Source organism: Nostoc sp. NMS8, from assembly GCF_017115045.1.
GTDB lineage: Bacteria > Cyanobacteriota > Cyanobacteriia > Cyanobacteriales > Nostocaceae > Nostoc.
The window spans coordinates 276,812-300,338 of sequence record NZ_JABXKK010000116.1; the positions used below are offsets into that span (position 1 = coordinate 276,812).

At 42.3% G+C, this 23,527-nt stretch carries 21 protein-coding genes; 6 read left to right on the forward strand and 15 right to left on the reverse strand.

Features of this window, described 5'->3' with window-relative positions:
- The first annotated feature begins 69 nt into the window (after nucleotides 1-69).
- Nucleotides 70-846, forward strand: coding sequence for an iron export ABC transporter permease subunit FetB (gene fetB, locus HWQ39_RS32175; protein WP_292853996.1), 777 nt, complete (start codon nucleotides 70-72; stop codon nucleotides 844-846).
- Between the two features lie 37 nt (nucleotides 847-883).
- On the opposite strand, the gene HWQ39_RS32180 is transcribed toward fetB, so the two are convergent.
- Nucleotides 884-2,677, reverse strand: coding sequence for a hypothetical protein (locus HWQ39_RS32180; RefSeq protein WP_292853997.1), 1,794 nt, complete (start codon nucleotides 2,675-2,677; stop codon nucleotides 884-886).
- A 636-nt stretch (nucleotides 2,678-3,313) separates the two neighbouring features.
- Here HWQ39_RS32180 and HWQ39_RS32185 point away from each other — a divergent pair.
- Both HWQ39_RS32185 and HWQ39_RS32190 read left to right on the forward strand, forming a co-directional pair.
- On the forward strand, nucleotides 3,314-4,540 hold the full coding sequence (locus HWQ39_RS32185; protein WP_292853998.1) for a succinate--CoA ligase subunit beta: 1,227 nt from the start codon (nucleotides 3,314-3,316) through the stop codon (nucleotides 4,538-4,540).
- Nucleotides 4,541-4,663: 123 nt separating this feature from the next.
- Entirely contained in the window at nucleotides 4,664-5,545 is an 882-nt protein-coding gene (locus HWQ39_RS32190) for a CoA-binding protein (RefSeq protein ID WP_292853999.1), read from the forward strand.
- A gap of 288 nt (nucleotides 5,546-5,833) precedes the next feature.
- Here the strand turns inward: HWQ39_RS32190 and HWQ39_RS32195 are convergent, their stop codons facing one another.
- From HWQ39_RS32195 to HWQ39_RS32220, 6 genes are all read right to left on the reverse strand, one after another.
- On the reverse strand, nucleotides 5,834-6,922 hold the full coding sequence (locus HWQ39_RS32195; RefSeq protein ID WP_292854000.1) for a HAMP domain-containing sensor histidine kinase: 1,089 nt from the start codon (nucleotides 6,920-6,922) through the stop codon (nucleotides 5,834-5,836).
- 5 nt (nucleotides 6,923-6,927) lie between these two features.
- A complete protein-coding gene (locus HWQ39_RS32200) occupies nucleotides 6,928-7,638 on the reverse strand; it encodes a response regulator transcription factor (RefSeq protein ID WP_292854001.1) in 711 nt (236 codons plus the stop codon).
- A gap of 143 nt (nucleotides 7,639-7,781) precedes the next feature.
- On the reverse strand, nucleotides 7,782-8,480 hold the full coding sequence (locus tag HWQ39_RS32205) for an NYN domain-containing protein (RefSeq protein ID WP_292854002.1): 699 nt from the start codon (nucleotides 8,478-8,480) through the stop codon (nucleotides 7,782-7,784).
- Nucleotides 8,481-9,051: 571 nt separating this feature from the next.
- Nucleotides 9,052-10,131: a fatty acid desaturase gene (locus tag HWQ39_RS32210; protein ID WP_292854003.1), complete on the reverse strand. Its 1,080-nt coding sequence runs from the start codon at nucleotides 10,129-10,131 to the stop codon at nucleotides 9,052-9,054.
- 217 nt (nucleotides 10,132-10,348) lie between these two features.
- On the reverse strand, nucleotides 10,349-11,401 hold the full coding sequence (locus tag HWQ39_RS32215; RefSeq protein ID WP_292854031.1) for a fatty acid desaturase: 1,053 nt from the start codon (nucleotides 11,399-11,401) through the stop codon (nucleotides 10,349-10,351).
- 258 nt (nucleotides 11,402-11,659) lie between these two features.
- Nucleotides 11,660-12,481 (reverse strand): acyl-CoA desaturase, encoded by an 822-nt coding sequence (locus HWQ39_RS32220; RefSeq protein ID WP_292854004.1) that lies wholly within the window; start codon nucleotides 12,479-12,481, stop codon nucleotides 11,660-11,662.
- A gap of 93 nt (nucleotides 12,482-12,574) precedes the next feature.
- On the opposite strand from HWQ39_RS32220, the gene HWQ39_RS32225 reads away from it, so the two are divergent.
- Entirely contained in the window at nucleotides 12,575-13,825 is a 1,251-nt protein-coding gene (locus HWQ39_RS32225) for a methionine gamma-lyase family protein (RefSeq protein WP_292854005.1), read from the forward strand.
- Nucleotides 13,825-14,673, forward strand: a complete 849-nt coding sequence (locus tag HWQ39_RS32230; RefSeq protein WP_292854006.1) for an alpha/beta hydrolase — start codon at nucleotides 13,825-13,827, stop codon at nucleotides 14,671-14,673. The genes HWQ39_RS32225 and HWQ39_RS32230 overlap by 1 nt, the downstream gene beginning before the upstream one ends.
- A 160-nt stretch (nucleotides 14,674-14,833) precedes the next feature.
- Here HWQ39_RS32230 and HWQ39_RS32235 read toward each other — a convergent pair whose 3' ends face one another.
- From HWQ39_RS32235 to carA, 5 genes are all read right to left on the reverse strand, one after another.
- Nucleotides 14,834-15,136, reverse strand: a complete 303-nt coding sequence (locus HWQ39_RS32235) for a DUF1816 domain-containing protein (RefSeq protein ID WP_292854007.1) — start codon at nucleotides 15,134-15,136, stop codon at nucleotides 14,834-14,836.
- Nucleotides 15,137-15,222: 86 nt separating this feature from the next.
- Nucleotides 15,223-16,455 carry a 23S rRNA (guanosine(2251)-2'-O)-methyltransferase RlmB gene (gene rlmB, locus HWQ39_RS32240; protein WP_292854008.1) on the reverse strand — a complete coding sequence of 411 codons (1,233 nt, stop codon included), beginning with the start codon at nucleotides 16,453-16,455 and terminating at the stop codon, nucleotides 15,223-15,225.
- Between the two features lie 91 nt (nucleotides 16,456-16,546).
- On the reverse strand, nucleotides 16,547-17,026 hold the full coding sequence (locus tag HWQ39_RS32245; protein WP_292854009.1) for a ribonuclease III domain-containing protein: 480 nt from the start codon (nucleotides 17,024-17,026) through the stop codon (nucleotides 16,547-16,549).
- 782 nt (nucleotides 17,027-17,808) lie between these two features.
- A complete protein-coding gene (locus tag HWQ39_RS32250; protein WP_084227153.1) occupies nucleotides 17,809-18,174 on the reverse strand; it encodes an STAS domain-containing protein in 366 nt (121 codons plus the stop codon).
- A gap of 260 nt (nucleotides 18,175-18,434) precedes the next feature.
- Nucleotides 18,435-19,604, reverse strand: coding sequence for a glutamine-hydrolyzing carbamoyl-phosphate synthase small subunit (gene carA, locus HWQ39_RS32255; RefSeq protein WP_292854010.1), 1,170 nt, complete (start codon nucleotides 19,602-19,604; stop codon nucleotides 18,435-18,437).
- Nucleotides 19,605-19,939: 335 nt separating this feature from the next.
- Here carA and HWQ39_RS32260 point away from each other — a divergent pair, with 335 nt between their 5' ends.
- Nucleotides 19,940-20,986, forward strand: coding sequence for a retroviral-like aspartic protease family protein (locus tag HWQ39_RS32260; RefSeq protein ID WP_292854011.1), 1,047 nt, complete (start codon nucleotides 19,940-19,942; stop codon nucleotides 20,984-20,986).
- On the opposite strand, the gene trpD is transcribed toward HWQ39_RS32260, so the two are convergent.
- From trpD to HWQ39_RS32275, 3 genes are all read right to left on the reverse strand, one after another.
- Nucleotides 20,916-21,983: an anthranilate phosphoribosyltransferase gene (gene trpD, locus HWQ39_RS32265; protein ID WP_292854012.1), complete on the reverse strand. Its 1,068-nt coding sequence runs from the start codon at nucleotides 21,981-21,983 to the stop codon at nucleotides 20,916-20,918. The two genes, HWQ39_RS32260 and trpD, sit on opposite strands and share 71 nt — an antisense overlap.
- Before the next feature lie 84 nt (nucleotides 21,984-22,067).
- Nucleotides 22,068-22,949 carry a DNA adenine methylase gene (locus HWQ39_RS32270; protein ID WP_292854013.1) on the reverse strand — a complete coding sequence of 294 codons (882 nt, stop codon included), beginning with the start codon at nucleotides 22,947-22,949 and terminating at the stop codon, nucleotides 22,068-22,070.
- A gap of 18 nt (nucleotides 22,950-22,967) precedes the next feature.
- The gene (locus HWQ39_RS32275; protein WP_292854014.1) at nucleotides 22,968-23,303 is read right to left on the reverse strand and encodes a hypothetical protein; all 336 of its coding nucleotides are present in this window, start codon (nucleotides 23,301-23,303) and stop codon (nucleotides 22,968-22,970) included.
- Nucleotides 23,304-23,527 lie beyond the last annotated feature (224 nt).

The following is a 23,527-nucleotide window of genomic DNA, read 5'->3' on the forward strand; positions in this document are numbered from 1 at the left end:
AACACATCGGATCAAAGTTCCTCTTGTGTGGGCTGCTTTGAGAAGAAAATACCAGGAGATAGACAACTTATGCAGGATCTAATCAAACTGGATTTCGTGGATTTAGCTATGGCTGTGGGATTGATGGCGATCGCCATTGGTTTATCTGCCTGGGAAAAATTAGGATTAGAGTTAAACCTAGCCCTTGCTACTGGGAGAACCATCTTACAACTTCTTGTATTGGGATACATTTTAGATTTCATCTTGGCTTTAGACAATGCTTGGGCAGTTTTGACGCTATTAGCAATAATGCTGACAATTACGGCGATTGTCGCACGAAATCGCATCAGCCAAAAAATTCCTCATCTGTTGCCTTTGGTGTGGGGTGCAATTTTAATTAGTACCGCCCTGACAGTGTTTTACACCAACTTCTTGATTATTCAACCAGAAAGATGGTATGAACCACAGTATATAATCCCCTTAGTAGGGATAGTCTTAGGTAATGCTACCAATGCAGCTGCGATCGCAGGCGATCGTCTTGTCAGCACCATTAATTCCAGCCATCTGGAAATAGAAACCCACTTAAGTTTAGGTGCAACTCCAGAGCAAGCAGTTAGCCAGTATCGCAAAGACGCCATCAGAGCCGGGTTAATTCCCACTCTCAATCAAATGATCGTCATCGGGATGGTCGCAATCCCAGGAATTACCACCGGACAGCTATTAGGTGGTGTGAAACCCTTGGATGCTGTATCTTATGAAATTTTGATTATGTTCATGGTTACTTTCGCTAACTTGTTGACAACAGTTTTAGTCACGAAGGGGTTGTGTCGTCAATTTTTTAATTCTGCCGCGCAGTTGGTGAGGTGAAGGGATTAATCTACATCCTAGAGTATTTTATTTCTACTTAGCCTCCCAAAGTCCGTGTATAAATTACCTGACCTTGGGAATCATAGAGGAAAAGGGACAGGTTGGCATTGTCACCGATTACACCTAGCGCTTCCCGTAAGCTTTGCAAGTGGTTGGTAATATCAACAGCAGTATCCGAGTTTTCAGAATAAGGATTAGCCAAATTATTTTGCCTTATTTGGTCATATTCAGGCGTTAACCGGACAATAATTCCAGCATTGTCTATGCTAAAGGTGCAAATCCGAATTCCATTATTAATACAGGTTTTATCTAAGTCAGTGCGGGTTTGTTGGAAACTACTAACAACTTGTAATTTTTCTTGTGCTTGTTTGAGGGATGTTGAGTAAGGTTGGATGAGAGACTGAGCTTGAGTATAGTACAAACTATTTTCAGGAACTTTTTTAGTAGTTTGCAAAGCCTGATCCCAGTATGTCGCTGCTGCAAGCCATTGGTTTTGTTGCTCATAACCTTTGGCTTGCTTGGCGGCGATCAGGGCTTGTTGGTAGGTTTGAACAGCTAATCGTTCTTTAGTAGCGCGATCGCGGACTACTACTAACTTCGGTTTATAATTTATCAACAGCTTTCGAGCTTCTTGGTATCCAACGCTATTCCAGGGAATAGTATTCAAGGCATTAACTACTACTAGCCAAGTAGACTGCACCTTTTGCCAGTCATTCAATGATTTAGCATTAGCTTCCTGCTTCTCGGCTGCAACGGCTACAGCTTTTGCTGCTGTTAATTTTTTCAGCCATTTTTCCTCAAGAAATATCTGTTGATTTACAGCGTGTAAACGGACACGATAATTAAGTAATTTACCCTGCACTAATCCATAGAGTTCACTACTGGAACTTATAGTTTCTAATGGCGCTATAGCTTGGCGCCATAAGTGTTGCCTAGCTTGTAATTCCTCTAGGCTAGATGCCGGAGTTTGAACTTTTTGTGTCGCCAAAGATGCTGTCTGCAAAGCCTTGACCACCTGGTTGATTTTTTCTGACTGTCCAGACAAACTTGCTTTTAGTTGTTTTGATACCTGGTAACGAGGCGACCAACTAGGAATTGCATTCAGAGCTGCGCTGCCTGTCTCAAGTTCCTGTTGTATGGTAACTAATTCTTTTTCAGACTTGGCGCGGCGCATCAATTGCGAGGATTTTGTTTTTAATTGCTCGGCATTTTGCATTTCTTTACACTCAGACATCACACAAGGAGGAGTCAAAAAGTAAGCACTACCGCCTAAGACTACAATTCCCAACAATGCTGCACCCAGTAGGATAGGTTTGACTTGAAATTCTGGCTTTACAGCCGACAAATTCGGCACATCTGCAAAGGGGTCAAACAGTTCCTCTTCCTCAGCCTCATCAATTGATGGAGAATATGCCAGAGATGAAGATGAATAAGATATTGCTTCCTCATCTCTCCCATCTCCCCCTGCTCCCTGCTCCCTGCTCCCTGCTTCCTGCTCCCTTCCCCCTGCCCCCTGCCTCCTGCCCCCCGTCTGCTTCAACTCCAAAAAACATTTGGCATAAGGGATCTGTTCACCAAAAATTCTGAGGAAACATTGCACCCGTTGTTCTTTGTGGGGTGCTAGAGACTGAAGTACTTCCTCAACAACTGTGAAAATTAGTTGAGCGTCAACTATTAAATCTGATGCGTGTTGCGTTAAAATCATTAACTCGTCTTTATTGACGGCGCACTTAACCTCAAAGACTTCAGTTGTTGAAACTTCTACAAGTAATTGTTCCTGTAAAGTTTTGGCTAAAAGCTGTAAATCTTCCTGCTGGACTGCTACTTTCATAGAGCTTCCCGCTGAACTTCTATATTGTTTTGATTATTTTTAAGAGGATGAAACGAACTTTCTCGGTTTATTGAATGCAAATGCACAGTTTAACCAACCACAGCCTAAAAATCTGAACGACCAACTTTCTAACACAAATTCTGATTTTTCACCAAAAAGAAATAAAGCAGTTATTGTTTGCGGCGCTACATTTTCAAATTCATAGGTGAAAAATAAATAATCTATCTTCAGATATAAATTACAAATAAAAAATGGGAACAATAGAATGTTTGGGTATTTTCAGTGCATTATTTCGCCACAATTAAATTCATAGGAGCTAGTGTCCTAGATGATTCTAGTTGCAGAGCAGTTGTTACCAAATTATCCAAAGGTTAAGAAAACGATGTTATGTCAGAGGGTTTTGACAGAAATGCTAATTATCTTCTATGCTGGGAAGCTTGCTGAGGATATTAATTATGTGTTGTAAACGGGTTGGCTATCGAAATTAATGTGCCTCATTTGGTAAATTCGATAAAATTGATCCGTGAAAAATAAATTTTTATAGCTGCCAAAAGCTTCATTCTGCAATAAAGGTGCTGCAAAATATTAAGACAGCAATCAGCAAAAGCTTGGAAAGTGTCAGTACAAGGTGTATCAATGGATTTATTAGAGTACCAAGTTAAAGAATGGTTTGGGAAGATAGGCATTCCGGTATTGCCTTCCCAGCGAATTGACCATCCTACAGATTTAAAACGTTTAAAAATTCGCTTTCCAATTGTACTGAAATCTCAAGTACACGGAGCAGAACGAGCAAAAGCTGGTGGAGTCAGGTTTGCTCAAACGACTATCGATGCGATCGCAGCTGCTCAAAATATCTTTAGTTTGCCAATATGGGGCGAATTGCCGGAAGTGGTGCTGGCAGAATCCCAATACAACGCTAACCAGGAATTTTATCTAGCGGTGGTTTTAGATACTGCTGTCTGCCGACCGGTACTTTTAGGTTGCAAAGAAGCGGACATCGATTGGGAATCCGCTGGCGAAAGAATGCACCATGTTGTTGTAGAACAAGAATTCTCGCCATTTTATGCCCGACGACTAGCTTTGAAAATGGGTTTGCAAGGGACGCTGATGCAGTCGGTAAGCAACGTTGTGGAGAAGATGTACCACTTATTTGTGCAAAAAGACCTGGATTTAGTTGAAATCAATCCCTTGGCAGTCAGTGCTACTAATCAAGTTATGGCTCTCAATGGTAAAGTCAGAGTCAATGAACGGGCGATCAAGCGTCATCCCGATCTTGCCGAAATGGCGGCAAAAATTATCAGCCGTCATACCAGTACCGAAATCAACGGTATTTTAGGCGACTGGGATGGTGTAGCAATGCATGGAAAAATCGGTATTTTAGGTAATGGTACTGGTTCGGTGATGGCAACTTTGGATTTAGTCGCTAATGCTGGTGGTAATCCAGGTCTTTGTTTGAACCTACGTCATGCTTTCCTTACAGATACTACACCAACAACCTTCCGCGATCGCCTAGAAATGGGTCTGAAAATGCTGGAGGTTGATAAAAGTATTCAAGTAATATTAATTAACTTTCTAGGTAGCATTCCTCAAAGGGAGGAAGTAACTGAAGTGATCGCCAAAGTTGTGCAGCCAGACAATAGCGAACTTCAATCACAGACTATACGTTCTAATGGTAATAAAGTGCGACGCGAGCTTAATTTTCCATCCTTAGTTGTCCGCCTAGCGGGTTCTGAATTTAGTACTGCAAGAAAATATTTGACAACACTAAAAACCCACAGCGACGCGCTCCTGGTGGTAGAAAATTTAGATGAGGCAGTGGATGCAGCAGTTCGTCTTGCTAAACCAACGGTTAATAAAAAGTAGTGAGCAATAATTCGTAATTCGTAATTCGTAATTAAGGCAATCCCCATCTGATTCCTTTCCTTGTCCCTTTCTTCAAGCTCAGTGATTAAATTCACTGACTTGGCAAATTTTAGGTAATTTTTTATGAACTTAACGCCAGAAAGTAAAGTCTTAATTCAAGGCTTTTGTGAATTTATATCAAGCATTTATGTTGCTCAAATGAAAGCTTATGGCACGAATTTGGTAGCTGGTGTCAATGCTGGATGCGGCGGACAAGAACTGCATGGACTGCCAGTATTTGACTTAGTAGAGGAGGTAATAGAAAAATTTGGGGCAATTGATACGACAATCATTTGTGTAGATCCTTATGACGTACTAGATGCGGCATTAGAAGCGATCGCATCTAAGATTCGCCAGATTATTATTATTACTGCTGGTGTGCCGCCTTTGGATATGGTGCAATTACTCCGCAAAGCCGAAGCCTGTGAAACTTTGGTAATCGGGCCAAATAGTCCGGGGATCATTGTACCAGGAAAAATTCTCTTAGGGACTCAACCCAGCGAATTTTATACCCCTGGGACTGTGGGGATCGTTAGTCGTAGCAGCACTCTCACCTACGAAATTGCCTACGAATTAACAAAAGCAGGTTTAGGGCAGTCGATTAGTGTCAGTATTGGTAGTGATGCGATCGTTGGTTCCTCGTTTCTGCAATGGTTGCAAATTCTTGATGAGGATGAAACCACAGAGGCGATCGTTTTAGTCGGTCAACCTGGTGGTGGTAGTGAAGAAGCAGCAGCCCGATACATTGCTGAGGCAATTGATAAACCAGTAATTGCCTACATTGCAGGTAGACTTGCACCACCAGGAAAAAGTTGGCGTCAAACTGGAACTTTAGCAACGGTTATCGGACGCGATCCCAATTTTGGCACAGCCCAAAGTAAATTAGCTGCTTTAAAAGAAGCGGAAGTTACAGTAGCCGAACGCCCTTCTCAGATTCCAGAATTATTAAGAAAGGAAATTAACTAATTACTAATTCGTATTTTGTAGTTAAGAATTCAATTACGAATTATTTAGTCTTGGGAACGATTTTGAGGAAACAGGTAGGCGATCGCAGCGTAACCCGAAAAACTGAGTAAACTAACCAAAAAAGCGGCCAGAACAAAAGTAGACATAATGTTATACTCTATGCAATTCCCAAATTTTGTTGTCCATCAACAAACAAAAAGGTGGGATACTTTCAAATTAGCAATTGGGTATGACACAGCCATGACTACCTTGTGTCAATCCCTCAGACTCAAAATTTTTTAGCTCAACTCAAGCCAAAGGCAGAAAAAACCGAAACGTACTGCCAACTCCTAATTCGCTTTCTACCTGAATCTTACCGCCTTGTAGTTCAATTAAACGGTGAGAAATAGTTAAACCAATACCAGTACCTCCCGAATGGCGATCGCGCGATTGGTCGGCTCGCCAGAAGCGCTCAAACACATGGGACAGATTTTCTGGAGCGATACCAATACCTGTATCTATCACCGCAATCCAGAGTTGAGATGCTTCAGTCCCAACATCAATGGTAATTGAACCTTCGTTAGTGTAATATACTGCATTACCTAGTAAATTCACTAACACCTGTTCTGTCCGATCAATATCTGCCAATACAGGAGGTATTACAGATGGACACTTTAAGATCAGAACTGGCCCATCTTCTAACAGTTGGTCCGTAAATTTTTCCATTAATGACTCTAACAACGGACGCAGATTTATCCGTTGGATATTGATTGGCAGATAACCTGCTTCTGCCTTAGACAGTTCTTGTAAATCGTTCACCAATCGCTCTAAACGCTTAGTTTCTCTAGCTAAACGCCGATAGATTTCAGGAGACGCTTCAATTTCTCCATCAGCCAGTTCTTCCAAGTAACCGCGCACCACTGTTAACGGTGTTCGTAGTTCATGGGTCATATCTCCAATTACTTCTCGCCGCCGCGCTTCTACCCCTTCTAAACTGGCTGCCATTCGGTTGAAACTAGCACTTAGTCCACTGAGTTCTGGAATATCAGATACAGGTAGTCGTGCATCCATCTGGCCGAGAGCAAACTTTTGGGTGATTTGTTCCATCTCGGTTAACCGCTGCGTAATCCGTCTGGACACCCAGTAACTCAATCCTCCGGCGGCAGTAGTGCCGACTAATACTGACCAAAGAGTGCTTCGCTGCCAAGCAAGTTCAAATCCTGTAACCAATTCAGCACGGACATCAATTAAGTCAAACCCCTGATTTTCTAATCCTTCCAAATGCAGTACAAACAAACGTGGGGAAGAGATTTTGCTGATGCTTACCAGACTAGCTACCCCCACGATCATCACTACTAAGTGGGAGAAAAATAGGCGCGTTCTCAGACCCATCTTCATAACATTTACGCTACCAGAGGATCTTCAAATTTGTAGCCAACCCCAACAACAGTTTTAATAAAAGTAGGATTTGCCGGATCAGGCTCAATCTTTTTTCGCAACCGAGCTACATGAGTATCTACCACTCGTTCATCGCCAAAAAAGTTATCTCCCCAAAGTTTATCAATTAGTTGAGTGCGGTTCCAAACTCGACCAGGATTGCTGACAAAGGTAGTAAGCAAGTTAAATTCTAGGGTAGTTAAGTCTAAAATTTCAACTTCTTTGGAATTCATCTGGCGATTAGCAGTGCGCTGGTCTACATCCACGATAAAGTGTTGGGTACGATTAACTTGATGTTGTCCCCCTTGGCGGAGGCTACGCCGTAATAGCGCCCGCACCCTAGCTACCAACTCTCTAGGGCTAAATGGTTTAACCATGTAATCATCAGCACCAGTAGATAGACCAATGACGCGATCGATTTCCTCTCCCTTGGCAGTGAGCATCAAAATGTAAGGATCTTTTGCACCTGGTTTCTGGCGAATTCGGGCACAAACTTCTAACCCATCCAAACCAGGAATCATTAAATCTAGAATGATTAAATCCGGTGGTTGCTCCTGAAACATCCGCAAAGCATTCATGCCATCGCGGCTAGTGCGACAAAAAAAACCTTCTTTTTCTAAAGAGATTTCGATTAAATGAGCAATTTCTGGTTCATCTTCAACTATTAAAATATCCATTTCAATATAGAGTCGAGCAAAATTGAACTGGGGACTGGGGATTGGGAGGGTATGAATAGGGATTTAAACCCTACCCAATCTGATAAACCTTCTACAAGTTTGCAATAGCTGAGTATAGATTTCGATAGATTTGAAATCGGGTTTTAAAGATTTGAATTTGACGGCGTGCGATAACTATAGCCAAGATTAGAATCTTTTTGAATATGTGTTTTAATGCTATCGAGGTCAATGAAGCAATCAGCAACATCAATCAAACTTTCACTGGTTGTTGTTTGCAGACTGACCACTTCAACCCGAACTCCCATTCTGCTGACAGCGTTCACTGCATAAGCTAAATCTCCATCCCCACTAACTAAAACCGCTGTATCATAGTAAGGAGCTAAAGTGATCATGTCTACAGCAATTTCTACGTTCAAATTTGATTTTTTGAAATTTTCTGCTGCTAAAGCAAGCTCTTTTGCCACTACACGATAGCCATTACGACGCATCCACAATAAAAAACCCTGTTGCTTTTCATTACTGAGATCAACTCCAGTATAGAAGAAAGCACGCAACAGTCTTGAACCGTTGGTTAAATGACAAAGTAATTTAACATAGTCAATTTCTATACCCAGTTGTAAAGCTGTATGAAATAGGTTTAAGCCATCAATAAAAATCGCAACTCGACCACGATTCAAGCTATTGAAAATAGAACCATCAGGTGCAGTATCTTGTATCTTTTTGATATCTTTACCTTTGACAGCAGTATCACTCAAATTATGCCCTTGCCAATGGGGTTTAGCTTTAAGTATTTTAGGTTCCTTAAATTCACTTTTTTGTTTGCTAAAATTAGTTATAATCATTGATACCTCTGATTTTAAAGTTGGAAAAAGTTTTGGGTAAATTGTCTATAGTATAGTCTGTGCTGATTTCTGAACCTAGCAGGTAATGGCCTTAAGTCAAGTCACTACATACAGATAAACTTAACTGGCGCTCAAGCTTCGTTCAAAGTAGACAGCCCAAGAGGTTGTAATTTTTACCAGGGTTGGTTTAACGAGATATTGCGCCTCTGTCCACAGATATGTTAATCTTTACCCACCAAGACAGCAAGAGTCTGGAGAAAATAAATCCTTTTGTCAGGATAGGGGCAAAAATCCGCAAACGTCATCTATCTATTTTTATTTTACCTCTGTATTTTAATAACCTGACAGTCAGAAAGTTGAGATTTACCGCAGGCTAAGAAAGAGCAAATACTGACAGAGTTAGAAGCACTAATAATGTAATGTTAATGTGATGTACGATGCCTGCGGCGGGCTACGCCAACGCACCTCTAAACGTAGGTTGTACTAAGGTACTTAGGTAATATTCAATTTAATCAGCACTGACGAAAATACTAGATTCCCGACTTCTTTCAAGAAGTCGGGAATCTGAGTCTTAGCCTTTAGCTAACTTGTTGTTAGATGTGTAGTAAACTTTACTACCAGTATCGGGGACAAAATGGCAGCTGATGCATGAATGCCATAATGACTTCCAAATTGGTTCTTCTGATTTGTGGAAATATTCACCCATTACTGGTTTTATCGCCTCAGTTGCCTTTAGCAAATTGTAGTGAGGGATGTTAAGGAATATATGGTGAGCAACATGAGTACCGATATCGTGATGGATATGATTAACCAAACCATAATCACGGTCAATACTAGAAATTGCACCTTTTAAGAAAGTCCAATCTTCTCCACGATACCAGGGAAGCTCTGGCTCAGTGTGGTGCAAGAATGTCACCAAATCTAGCCAAACTATGAACACAAGGTAGGGCACGGCATAATATTTCAGCAACCACATCCAACCCCATTGGTAGGTGAGGAAACCGAGCAAACCTACCATACCAATCAAAAGTACAGTGCTAGTGAGAACATCCCATTTTTCTGATGGTTTGAAAAGCGAGCTGCTGGGCAAAAAGTGGGAGCCTTCCTTATTAGGAGAACGCTTAAACAAATACACAGGATAAGCCAATAGAAAAACATAATATCTGCCTATTTTTTGAGCTAGAGGCATCTCCTTGTATTGTGATTCTGTCACAGGATACCAGCTTTCATCGTTATCGATATTGCCAGTATTTTTGTGATGAGTTCTATGGCTGATTCGCCAACCATGATAAGGAACAAGTATTGGTGTGTGAGAAAGATGTCCAATCAAATCATTGAGCCATTTGTGCTTAGAAAAAGATTGATGTCCGCAGTCATGTCCGACTACAAATAAAGCCCAAAACATCGTTCCTTGCATTAGCCAGAAAATCGGGAAGAAAAGCCAAGAATCCAGGTAATAAGCAACTGCATAAAGCAGACCAATAATCAAGATGTCACGAAAGAAGTAAAAAAGTGATTTTGTGACATTTGGCTGAAAACATTCAGCAGGGATTGCAGCTTTTAAATCTTGAAGAGTAAAAGGCAATTTAGTCGCATCCTCAGATGTTTTACCAGCAGGAGGATTGTTGAACGTAATGATATTTGATTGCACTGGATTCTTTTGTTGGATATAAATCGGAACTTTATTTGAGACAAAATCATCTCACCTCTAGAATGCCCACGAAACTAGCGATCGCTAACACAAAAGAGGATAATTTCTGGCAGATAATCTAAAATTTTATTCAGTAAAAAATCGCCAGAGTCTATTTAAACACAGCATGATAAACGCTCTTGTTGGTTCAAGAGCGTGAGTGTAATTACAGCGCTATTTATTGCTCTGTATAATGTTCGTCGAAAGTTTTATAGCCAACATCAGTTGTGTATAGTTGACATTGACCTGTAATCTGCTCCATTAAAGACCAAGAAAACTGACACTCATCATGCATATAAGGCTCCCAATTTTCTTTGATGCTGCTGTAAGCTAGCCGCAAATTATAAGAAGGAATAGCAGTGGAAATATGATGAGGGACATGAACATTGATATCATGGCACAGAACTTCTACCCAACGCGGATAATCGCAATGAATAGTGCCAGATAACTGTGCTAGAGCTTCATTCCACTTGTTTGCGGTCGCAAAAGGGACATCTGCGGCAGTGTGGTGAACAATAGTAAAAGTACTCATCCAAAAATGGTAAATCATCCAGGGTACTAGCCAAAATTTGACAAAGCCCCAGATACCAGTTGTAGCAATGAGAAACGGGAAAGCGATCGCAGCAAACACCACTACTACAGCCACAGAAAGCTTGATACTCGATTGGTCTTTAGTTTTGAAGTTCCGCCAATCAAAATGCACCACAGCCCAATGTCCAATGGAACCTACCCACCAGAAGCGTTTACGCATGAACAGTTCAAAAGCAGACTGTCGGGTTTTATCCCAATTTTCAAATACTTCTGGTCTAATTGGATGCCAAGCGTTATCCTCATCCAGCTTGTTGGTATGAGTATGGTGATAATTATGCTTAATGCGCCAACTATGAAAGGGGTAAATTAAGGGCATCATGAAGAAGTGCCCTACCAAATCATTTACCCAACGACGTTTGGCAAAAGACCTGTGACCACAATCATGGCCAATAACAAAAAAACCTGTTAAAGCAGTACCCGTAAAAATCCAAGCTAGGGGCAAGAGAAACCAAGGAGTGATGACTAGGCTGTAATAGCCCAAGGCGACTGCCAAGACACTCAGCAATACTTGTGTCCAAGCTTTGCGACGGTTCTGCTGAAAACATTCCCGTGGCAGGGTTTTGACAATATCTTTGAGCCTAAAGTCGGAATTACCAGGCTCATCACTTAGTTTCTGGCTGTTAATTATTGATGTAGTCATGGACACCTGAGAAACAACAAACTCCTCCACCAAGTCACCAAAAAGTAACTTGTCGCAAAAACTCTTCACATTAGCGCTTCGGATTATAGCAACCTAAGAGACACAAGCGCACCCGTAAATAGCTTTTTGAAAAGTTAGGAGTAAAAAGTGATAAGTAAAAACACCTTTATGTAACTCTTAACTCCTGTAGAGACGCGATTAATGAGCCAGCGTGTTGCGGGGCTTCCCCCCGTAGCGACTGGCGTCGCGTCTCTACTCCTAACTAACTTTCGTTGGGGCCAACTTCACATTAGTAGCCAGACCAACTGCTTGTAGCAATTGAACTGTCATCCAGGTCAAATCGATTTCCCACCATTCCAGCCCATGACGAGCTGAGTATTGAAAGGCATGATGGTTATTATGCCAGCCTTCACCGAAAACTAGTACAGCTACCCACCAGCAATTAGTCGAGCGATCGCCAGAATCATAGCTCTGATAGCCAAATTTGTGAGTAGCGCTGTTTACCAACCAAGTGCAGTGGTAAACCCAAACAATCCGAACAAAAATTCCCCAAATCACAAAGGGCCAGCCACCCAGAAGCAAAAGCAGTACACCCAGAGCAACCTGGATCAAAATGAAATATTTTTCTAAAAACTGATAAACTGGGTCTTCGGCAATGTCTTTGGTGAAACGAGGAACATCAGCGTGAGCGGGACAATAGTGAATCAGCCAATCCATGTGGCTCCACCAGAAGCCTTTATTAGAATCATGGGGATCAGCGTCAGTATCAGAATTTAAATGATGAATGCGATGTGTCCCGATCCACTCAATTGGGCCTCCTTGACATGAAAGTGTGCCGAAGAAAACCAAGAGATATTCTAGCCACTTGGGAGTTTGAAAACTGCGGTGGGTGACAAGGCGGTGAAATCCTAGAGTAACTCCTAAACCACCTGTTACCCAGTACAGCAAGAAACCCACACCAACTGCCGTCCAGCTAAAGTTACCAGGAACAAAGGCAAATAAAGCGCCGATGTGCAGTCCAATGAAAAACAGGGTATTAACCCAGTTAATTTGAGGTTTGGTTGAAGTAGCAATTGTCATGCAGTAACCTGAATTTTAATTTTTCCAGCCGAAGAACAGCGCGATCTGAAAATCCGCATATCTATAATTTAATTTTTTTGAACCGAGGAACTGATGAACAGCTTAGAACAGCTGCGGCAAGCAGAACATGCACTGTTAGAAATTTTTTCTGGAATTGACACTCAGGTCAAGCATAATCTAAAACGAGTGCTGGATGCTTTTCGTAATCACCGTGTCGGCGCACACCACTTTGCTGGTGTAAGTGGCTATGGCCATGATGATTTAGGACGAGAAACTTTAGATAAAGTTTTTGCCGAAGTTATGGGTGCTGAAGCTGCGGCGGTGCGAGTGCAGTTTGTTTCGGGAACTCATGCGATCGCCTGTGCTTTGTTTGGCGTTCTCCGTCCTGGAGATGAAATGTTGGCAGTGGTCGGTTCTCCCTACGATACGCTTGAAGAAGTCATTGGTTTACGGGGTCAAGGTCAAGGCTCACTTATCGAGTTTGGCATAAATTACCGCCAATTGGAGCTATCCCCAGAAGGAACTATAGATTGGCAAGCTTTAAGTACTAGTGTGGATGAAAACACTCGTTTAGTGTTAATTCAGCGTTCTTGTGGCTATTCTTGGCGTCCTAGTTTATCAATTGCCGATATTGAAAAAATCGTTCACTTAGTCAAACAGCAAAATCCGAACACCGTTTGCTTTGTAGATAACTGCTACGGCGAATTTATTGAAACCAGGGAACCGACAGCCGTAGGTGCTGATTTAATGGCGGGGTCATTGATTAAAAATCCTGGTGGCACCATTGTCAGCGCTGGCGGTTATGTCGCTGGTCGCGCCGACCTAGTAGAAGCATCCGCTTGTCGCCTCACTGCTCCCGGTATCGGGAGTTACGGCGGTGCTACTTTTGACCAAAATCGCCTGCTGTTCCAAGGCTTATTTCTAGCGCCGCAGATGGTGGGAGAGGCGATGAAAGGGACTTATCTTACTGGTTATGTATTTGATAAACTTGGTTATCCAGTAAATCCCGCACCTCTTGCTCCCCGTGGGGATGTAATTCAGGCAATTAAACTCGGTTCTGCCGAAAAGCTAATTGCTTTCTGTAAAGCCATACAGCAGCATTCTCCGATTGGTTCCTACTTAGACCCTGTTCCAGATGATATGCCGGGGTATGAGAGCCAAGTGGTGATGGCTGGGGGAACGTTTATTGAAGGGAGTACTTTGGAATTATCAGCCGATGGGCCTTTGCGTGAACCCTATGTAGTTTATTGCCAAGGTGGGACTCATTGGACTCATGTAGCGATCGCACTCGAAGCGGCGATCGATGCAGTTGGCAGTATCGATAGACAGAAAAAGGGAGAGTAATGAGCGATCGCCATACCACGACTGCTACACGCCTGAATGTCTACACCCAAGGTCAAGGATTCCCAATTTTAGGTTTACACGGTCATCCTGGTACTGGTCGTAGTCTTTCTGTCTTTACCAATCATTTATCAAAACGCTACAAAACTTTTGCTCCTGATTTACGTGGATATGGCAAAAGTCGCTACAACCGCAATTTTGAAATGAATGACCATTTGACTGATCTAGAAGCGCTGCTAGACCGCTTAGAGATTGAAAAGTGCCTAGTATTGGGATGGTCACTTGGGGGTATTCTGGCAATGGAGTTGGCATTACGTTTACCAGAGCGCGTTACTGGGCTAATTTTGGTGGCGACAGCCGCAAAACCCCGTGGTAGTCATCCTGCCATTACTTGGCAAGATAATTTATATACTGGCGTTGCTGCCTTGTTGAACTATATAAAACCGAGTTGGCAATGGAATATTGAAACTTTTGGTAAGCGATCGCTTTTTCGCTATCTAATCCAACAACATACATCTACCAGTTACAACTACATCGCTAAAGAAGCAGTACCAGCTTATCTGCAAACCTCCTCGGCGGCGACTCGCGCTCTCTATAGTGCAATTCAATCGGGATACAACCGACTTCCAGATTTGCAACAAATTCAATGTCCTAGTTTGGTACTTGCTGGTGAACAAGACCGCCACATTACATCTGATTCCAGCTTACAAACTGCTCAACACCTCAACAATTCTCAATGGCATTGCTATCCCAATACCGCCCATCTTTTCCCGTGGGAAGTCCCCCAGCTGGTTCTCAGTGACATTGATCGTTGGCTGGAAGAACATCCGCAGGTAATTGGTAGTCAATAGTTCAGTAAAAAAATTTTGACTATTGACCAAGAAGAAACGCAGAGGGAAGATGTGATGACGCAGTGAGTAAAAAGACTCGATAACGCGGTAAAAGAATTATCTGTGCCTTTGTGTCTTTGCGTCTCTACATCCCTCGACCCTGTTGATTCTTTGGCCTAACTTAAATTTGACCGCCAAAGGCAGGCTGTACTTTGCGGTCAAATTTTTCCCCCAAGTCGTCAGCAATTGTTAAGGTATTAGGTTTGCAGCGCTTGACATTCACAACAATTCCCGTAGCTCCTTCAAGCTCCAAATCTTCTATATATCCTTTGCTTGCTAATGTTGCATCAGAAGAACTCAGAAATGGGCCGAAGTAGTATGTGCAACGGGGATTCTGCGTCACAATCTCTACCCACCAAGCCAGGCCGAGGTTCTCGAACGTGTTAATCAACACTTCCTTGAGGTTATGCCAAATGGTTTTCATGGTTTTCGCCGATTTATAAACGTGCTACAGGGTGTGAAACGATATGCTACTTTATTATCTTTTACATTTCTTTATACTCTGTTACGTTATTTTTTAAAAGAGATTTTGTGTAATTTATCTAAGTGCAGCGTATTTAGTGATCGCTGGCGATAAATCTCATAAAGCGCCATACCCGCTGCTACCGAAGCATTCAGGCTAGGAGTCTTACCCTGTAGAGGAATTGAAACTAAAAAATCACAGGAGCGTTGAGTCAACATACCCAGACCTTCACCTTCTGAGCCGATTACCAAAACGATTGGGCCAGTGAAATTGACTGTATGCAAAGGTTCGCTGCCACTTGCAGCAGTACCGTAAATCCAAAAGCCAGCTTCTTTTAATTCTTCTAAGGAGCGGCTGAGATTGACAACTCTAGCTACAGCAAAATTTTCTAAAGCGCCTGCTGCCACTTTCATGACAGTAGAAGTGATCCCAGATGCCCTTCTTTGGGGAATCACTAACCCTTGAGCGCCGATTGCTTCGGCGGTGCGAATAATTGCTCCCAAGTTGTGGGGATCGGTAATTCCGTCAGCTACTACGATTACGGCATCGGTTATGGATTTGCATTGCTCAATTAGATCGGGCAATTCGGTGTAGGCGTAGGGAGCGATTTGTGCTGCCACACCTTGGTGATTAGCGCCGTTGGTGAGATAGTCTAAGCGCTTGGGTTCAACCTCATCAATAACTGTGCCATTTTCCTTCGCTTGCAAGAGAAAATGGTGAAAGCTGGGATCGTAGCGCAGACGGGTAGTAATCCAGAGACGATTGAGATTGCGCTGATTTTGCAATGCACTCAATACGGGGTGACGACCGTAGATGAGATCGCTATCTTCTTCTATCGGTTGTGTAGATGCAGATGGCTGGGAGAAGTTATTATTTCGTTGTCGAGAGTTCCCATAACTGGGGTTGTTATCGATTTTCCTGGGATTGCGATTCGGATTAACAACAGAGATAGTATCGCCATCTACTTTTCTGGGATTGCGATTCGGATTAACAACAGAGATAGTGTCGCCATCGATTTTTCTGGGATTGCGAGTCGGATTCGCCACAGAGATGGGGTTGCTATCGATTTTTCTGGGATTGCGAGTCGAATTAGCAGCAGAGATAGGATTGCTATCTATTTTCCTGGGATTGCGAGTTGGATTCGTCACAGAGATGGGGTTGCTATCGATTTTTCTGGGATTGCGAGTTGGATTCGTGATAACACGTTTACCTTTAATTTTTACGGGTTGTCCACGATCGGGTTCGTTAGAAGTCCTGATTTTTTTTGGTTTATTCTGCATTTTACTTATGGATATAGCGTATGGTCATCGCTCCGATTGCGTCAATTTCTTGAACCTAATCTAGTGTTACGGCAATTGTGAAATTGAGTTTTCACTCTTTTTCTATATGAAGTATTTGCAATAGTTCGGTTAGACGCTGATAATCGGTGAGATATAAGTAGCCAATTAAGGTTTCTAGACTAGTTGCCTGTTGATAAATTTCGGGATTAAGTCGCTTAGGGCGTCCTGTTGCGGCGTTTCTACCCCGTCGGACAATTTCTAATTCGGTATCCCTGAGATGAGGAATCAGCGATCGCAAATGTAGCGCTTGTGTTTCCGCTCTTACCTGCTCCACTACCAGACTATGGTAGATCCCTGACCGCTGCAATGGCAGCAGATAGAAAATTCTAACATATAATTCATAAATTGCATCCCCTAAATACGCTAAAGCAGTAGGAGAAATTTGTTGCACTTGTGAAAGGGAAATCTGTTGGAATGGCGCTGTGGTTGCCAAGAGTGCTTGATCCCAAGATAAACTCTGTTTGGGAGTTTTATCTTGTCCATCTAATAGCTCTTCCTCCTGTGACTTCACAAATAAATCATTCCTTGACTGGCTCTATTTGGCAGGCATTGTTCGCAAAGATTGATTTTTCTGAAGTATGCCATGATAGTATACCTAGCATAATCAATACTATCAAAATTACTTCCTAATTTCATCTTTTTGATTGAGAGTTGGCATTTTAAATCACCCTGATGTCAACATCTGTAAACCAAATTTCGCCTACTTATTGTGGTCTGTGCCGAAGATAGGGTAAAATATGAACATCAAATTTACGCTTTGGCTCGATGCATTGTCGTGCTTACTTAGTAAGTGACAATTTTTAACTATACAGGATCAAGTCTACTTATCGACAAACATGTTGGCTTGATATTTCTTAGAAATTTCTCAGCTTTAATTATTTATCAAATATTATAGCCAGCAATTACATACCAAAGAACTGGGTATTTATATCTTTTATTGCTTAACTTTAAATATAGTAGCTCAACTGGCTTTTTGCCTCTCCCACAAGGAGCTACGGTGTACAAACAAGTTTGAAATAACTGATTAACCAATGTTTTACCCCACCCTAGCCCTTCCCTTATAAAGGGAGCCACTGCGTTCGGCGGGCAACGCCCGACTTGAAGCATGTGGCGTGAGGGAACTAGATTTTTTGTGTTCCCCCAATATATCGGGGATATTAAGGGGGGTAATTTAACTTGTGTGTACACCGTAGCCCACAAGGAGAGAGGTTTTTTGCCAGAAGTTCTAAAAATTAAGCTATCTGATGTTGAATCTAGATAGCTAAATTGAACTCTCAGGTCTAGTAATCAAGACTACTTGACATTTTCTAGAGCGTCTTCAACTGATTTTTGCAGGGAGAGAAACTTCTCTAGGCGAACAAGCTTGACCGTTTGAGTTACACGGGCATTCGTGACAATTTGCAAAGTGCCATCAGCAGTTTGAGCCTGCTTGGCTAGCTGCACCAGAGCGCCCAAGCCAGAGCTATCTACAAAGTCAATTTGTGAGAGATCCAAAATAATATGCTTAGGGCCCTCGTCAATCTTGCTGCCAAGTGTCTTGCGAAATGTCGGCTCAGAAAAAGCATCTAACAAACCTGTGAGGCGGAATAGCTGACAGTTATCCCGGACTTCACGAGTGCCCCTCAGGCTAACGGTTAGATTTAGTGGCTCAGCAATAATTCCCTCCTCATGAGTTAAAGTGAACGCTCAAGTATAGATGGTTTTTGAGCAAATTGTCTACAATCTGTTGGAATAGGGCATTGGACATTGGAAAAGTTTTCCTTAGTCCCTAATGCCCCATTTGCATTTTGCTATTTTTATTTAATCCCAAATGCGACAACTTGACTCTTGCTTTTTACTCCAATTCAAAATTAAAAATGCTTAGTTCAAAAATAAATCTTTCATTTTGAATTTTGTTAGCGAGTCCGCGAGCATCATTTTTAATTTTGAATTCCCTGGAGGGTTTGACGCGCTGTTCGCATGGATTGAACAAATTGCTCAAACAAGTAATCAGCATCGTGTGGGCCAGGACTGGCTTCTGGGTGATACTGTACGGAAAATACAGGTAGAGATTTGTGACGTACCCCGGCAATGGTGCGATCGTTTAAGTTTAGGTGGCTGATTTCCACAACTGCCGTAGGTAAAGAATCTGGATCAATAGCAAAACTATGGTTTTGGCTAGTAATTTCTACCCGTTGTTGTAAACCGGCAGGCTGATTCAAACCACGATGACCAAATTTGAGTTTATAGGTTTCTGCCCCTAGTGCATGACCTAAAATTTGGTGTCCCATACAAATACCAAAAATTGGTTTTTGACTTAACAGGAGTGCTTTTGCAGTTGCAATCCCTTGGGTGACGGCAGCCGGATCGCCAGGGCCGTTAGAGAGAAATACACCATCTGGATTGTAGTTGAGGATTTCCTCTGGTGGTGTATCAGCAGGTACAACAATCACCTTACAACCGTAACTTACTAGGCGACGCAAGATATTGCGTTTAATGCCAAAGTCAAGGGCAACAACGGTAAAGGCTTCCCCAGGATTTTCGGCAGCTTCAGAGTTGAATTCCCAAGCTGGAATTGTCGGATCTGCCCACTCATAAGCCGTTGGGGTGGTGACTTCACGAACCAGATTCAATCCTGCCATGTTGGGAGCCGCTAGTACCTGCTCTAGTAATTCTGCCTCATCGAGAATGGTTGTAGAAATGCCACCGTTCATCGCTCCAAACGTCCGAATTTTGCGGGTGAGGGCGCGGGTATCGATGCCGTAGATCCCCGGTACTTGGTTATGCTTGAGGTAGTCAGGTAAAGATTGTGTCGATCGCCAGTTACTCGGACGGTGAGAAATATTCCGGGCGATCGCACCCCGCACTTGAGGCCCATCTGATTCTTCATCTTCAGGATTGACGCCAGTATTCCCCAATTCAGGATAGGTAAAAATAACTATCTGACCCCGGTAACTAGGGTCAGTCAAGACTTCTTGATAGCCGGTCATGCCAGTGTTGAATACCACTTCTCCGATCGCGGTTCCCGTCGCACCGAAAGACCAACCGCGATAAGTGGTTCCATCTGCTAGGACAAGTAAAGCTGGTATTGCTGCGTCAGTCAGGGGCATAGTAGATTGGGGATTGGGGAAGGTGGGGCCCCCTCTAGGGATAAGGGGTAATGGGTACTGGGGATTGGTTACTGGGGATTGGTTACTGGGGATTGGGGATTGGATAGAGAGGTACAGAGCGTGGAAAACTCTACTCCTTTGCTCCCTACTCCCTTGCTTCTTCCTCAGTTTTTAATTCCTAGTACCCAATACCCAGTCCCCAGTCCCCTATACTGCGATTGTTAATTATCCCATGAGTTGAGTAATTGGGAGTTTTTAAGATAGTTAATTAAAATTAAAAGGGAATTAAATTAGCGGGAGTGGATTTGGCAAAGCTTGGGCAGGTAAAATTAATTATGCTTCAGTCTTTTTTATCCCGTGCAACCCTAATTTTTGTATCAAGCGTTCTAGCGATTTTATGTGTTGCCTGTAGTGAAGACAAACAAAACACCGCGACTGGTGGCAATGACCAACCCACACCTGTTGGGGATCTGGCATCAGTACAGCCGACAGTCGAACCAGTAACACCCGCAGCTACTCCAGAAGCGCAGCCGCTAGATCCGTCTGAATCTGAAAGTGAACCAAGTCTTTTTGAAATGGGGCGAGACAAAGCTGTTGGCGCTTGGAGTATTAGCCAATCGGCTCAATCTCCAGATGACTGGAAGTTGGTGGCGAGTCAGTACCAGGATGCGATCGCGCTGATGCGAAGAGTGCGGCCACAAAGCCCAGAATTTGCGATCGCTCAAACCAAAATCAGAGAATATCGCCGCCAAGTTAAATATGCCCAACAGCAAGCTAATCCTCGCCCTGTTGCAGTTAGAGAACCTCAGAAAATAGTCGTTGTTGTTCCTCAGAGAGAAACCACACCAAAGTTTACTTTACCTCCACAAGAAACAAAACCGTTATCACCAGAGCCAGGTTTGCCGTCATCAGCAGTGGTGATTCCAAATGAAGCAGTATTTACAGCCCCGATTAAAAGGCGAATTGGTGGCACGCCAATTGTGGAAGTCACCTTCAATGGCCAGCAACAATTTGAGATGATTGTGGATACGGGAGCGAGTGGTACTGTCATTACCCAACAGATGGCCAATGCTTTGGGAATCGTCACAGTGGGGAAAGCTAAGGCAAACACCGCGAGTTCCAGAGCGGTAGAATTTCCTGTGGGGTATGTTAATTCGATGGCAGTTGGCGGGGTAATAGTGAATAGAGTAGCAGTAGCGATCGCAGGTGCGGAACTAGAAACTGGACTTTTAGGACATGACTTTTTTGGTAATTATGATGTCACCATTAAGCGTAATGTCGTAGAATTTCGCCCGCAATTGCGATCGCAAATCAATCCGCCAGAAACTCAACTAACTGCTCCAACTTCGTCCAAGCAGCCCCACTTTGTAGGATATCCTTAGCGATTTTAATCCCTTGGGCGTGATCGAGGAGTGCGATCGTACCTGCGACTTGTAGCGCTAACGAAGCATTTAAGGCAACTGCGTCCTGTTGCGCCTGAGTTCCCTTACCTTGGAGTACCGCCTTGAGAATCTCCGCATTCTCTTGGACATCCCCACCCCGAAGCATACCTATGGAAGCAGGCGTTAAGTCTAAATCTAGGGGATTAATAGTAGTTAATTGCACTTCTCCGTCTGATAACACCGCCAAATCAGTTTCATCTCCTAACCCAGCCTCATCAAGTTTTTCTCGTCCGTGTAGCACAATCGCCTTTTCTTTACCCAAATTTTGTAAAGCTTCGGCAACAGTTGCCAAAAGTTTAGGAGTGAATAAACCCACCACTTGCCCAGTAGGACGCAAGGGATTTACTAAGGGACCGAGCAAATTAAAAATTGTTCGCACTTTCAAAGTCCGCCGTAATGACGCAACCGCCTTAAGTGCTGGATGCCAACCAGGGGCAAACAAGAAGGTGATCCCCACTTCTTGTAGTGCTGCTTGCACTTTTTCACTAGAAGCACTTAAGTTTACACCCAAGGCTTCCAATACGTCTGCACTTCCTGTGAGACTTGAAGCTGAACGATTGCCGTGTTTAGCGACAGGTACGCCAGATCCAGCAGCAACAAAAGCAACCGCTGTAGAAATATTGAAAGTTGATGAACCATCTCCACCAGTACCACAGGTATCTATTACAGTGCTAAGTGTTGATTTCTGAGGGCTGAGTGGGGAACATTGAGATTGTAATACCTCAGCCATGCCGGTCAACTCGTCGGCAGAAATGCCTCTAAAGTTCAGCGCTGTTAAAATAGCCCCTGACAACTCTGGGGGAACCGCTTCATTGAGCCAACCTTGCATCAATTCAGCAGCTTGAGTACGAGACAAGGATTGTCCATCTATTAATTGTTGCAGCAGGATATACCAGCTAGCAGAGGATTCTTGAGCAGGGATTGGGGAAGTTATCATAGCTAAGGTTTGTATGTTGTAGCTATATTGATTGAGAGCTATGGGGTTATCCTACCGGAAAATTGGAAGCTATCAAAGTTAGATTTAAATCTCAAGGCTTAATTGCAAAGCTGGATTAGCAAGATTCTGAACTTGTGATTTTTTTTCCAAATAAAGTTTAACTTCGTAGTTAGTAATGAATAACTCTTTTCCTTTAGCAGCAACACTTTGCTTATAGTTATTCATGCCATACTGTAATTCCCACTCTGAGATATTAGCCCATTGAAAATTTTCTCGAATGTGCAGTGAGTCGTCGTAGGTAATTAGCCAGCGATGATGACATTGTTGCAAAAGGTTAGCAAATCTCTGATGTTCAAAAGAAGTGTGCAAGTCACCATCTTTACCGTATAGTTTTGATTTTGTAGCGCTAAAATATGGTGGATCTAAAAATAAAAATACTTCTTCCCCTTCTGATTTTAATAGGTGGCTGTAATCCAAGTTAGTAATTTGGACATTATCTGATAGAATATTTTCTAACTTTTCTAGCCGTTCTATTGAAGAATCAGTAAATCTTTTATGGAAAGCTTGTTCAGAAAAACCGCCTGATTCTACAGTTCCTGAAAAAGTAATCCTGTTGAGTACGAAAAAACGAACGGCTCTTTCTAAATCAGATAAATTATTTACATCTACACTAGTTAATTCTGTAAATAGTGATTTACCATCTGTATATTTGACTTTAATATGTAGAATTTCCTTCAATAACTGAGTTATATCAGACTGGGCAACCTTCCAGAATAAGAAGAGTTCGCGGTTTAAATCGTTAATCCAAATTTTGAGATCGGGAAACTTTTGCCTTAAATAAATAAATACAGAACCACCACCCACAAACGGCTCTCGAAACTCAGAAAAGCTCTCTGGCAAGTATTCAACTATTTGATTTATTGCTTTCGACTTACCACCAGGATATCGCAGAGGACTTTTGATCATAACCAAAAATTATAAGGTTTAAAAGTTACTGGATACTTCTATTTGAAGTTTCTGATTATTTTCAGCTTCTAAAGCCAATTTTTTAATAATTATTTTTTGATTTGTATTAAAATTTTTAACATTAACTTCCAAAAAATATTTGAGTTCTTCTAGTGATGCATCTGGAAAGACAATAGAACCGATAACATTGTTACCTGTAAGCTTTAGCTTAGTAACAAATAATACTTCTTGACCATTCAATACTAAAGAATCTAAATTAGAAAATAAAATTAGCTTGAATAAACCATCCTGAATATCAGGGAGCTTTGGCAAAGATGCTGTTGAAGTATTTTTTGACTCTTGTATAATATACATATTGTTCTCGAATATTATCTCATCAGGAGTCAAATAGTAAATTCCGCCAAGATAGTTTTCAATACTAAAAGTTGCTTTTAATCCATCTACTAAATATTCTAGCTTATGAGAAGTCAGCGCTTCTCTTTTACTAGCACTCTGAGAACCTTTAAGGGACTTCCAAAGAATAAATTATTCCAAGAAAAACAAGAGACAGGTTTTCTCAAGAATGATAATCATTTTAA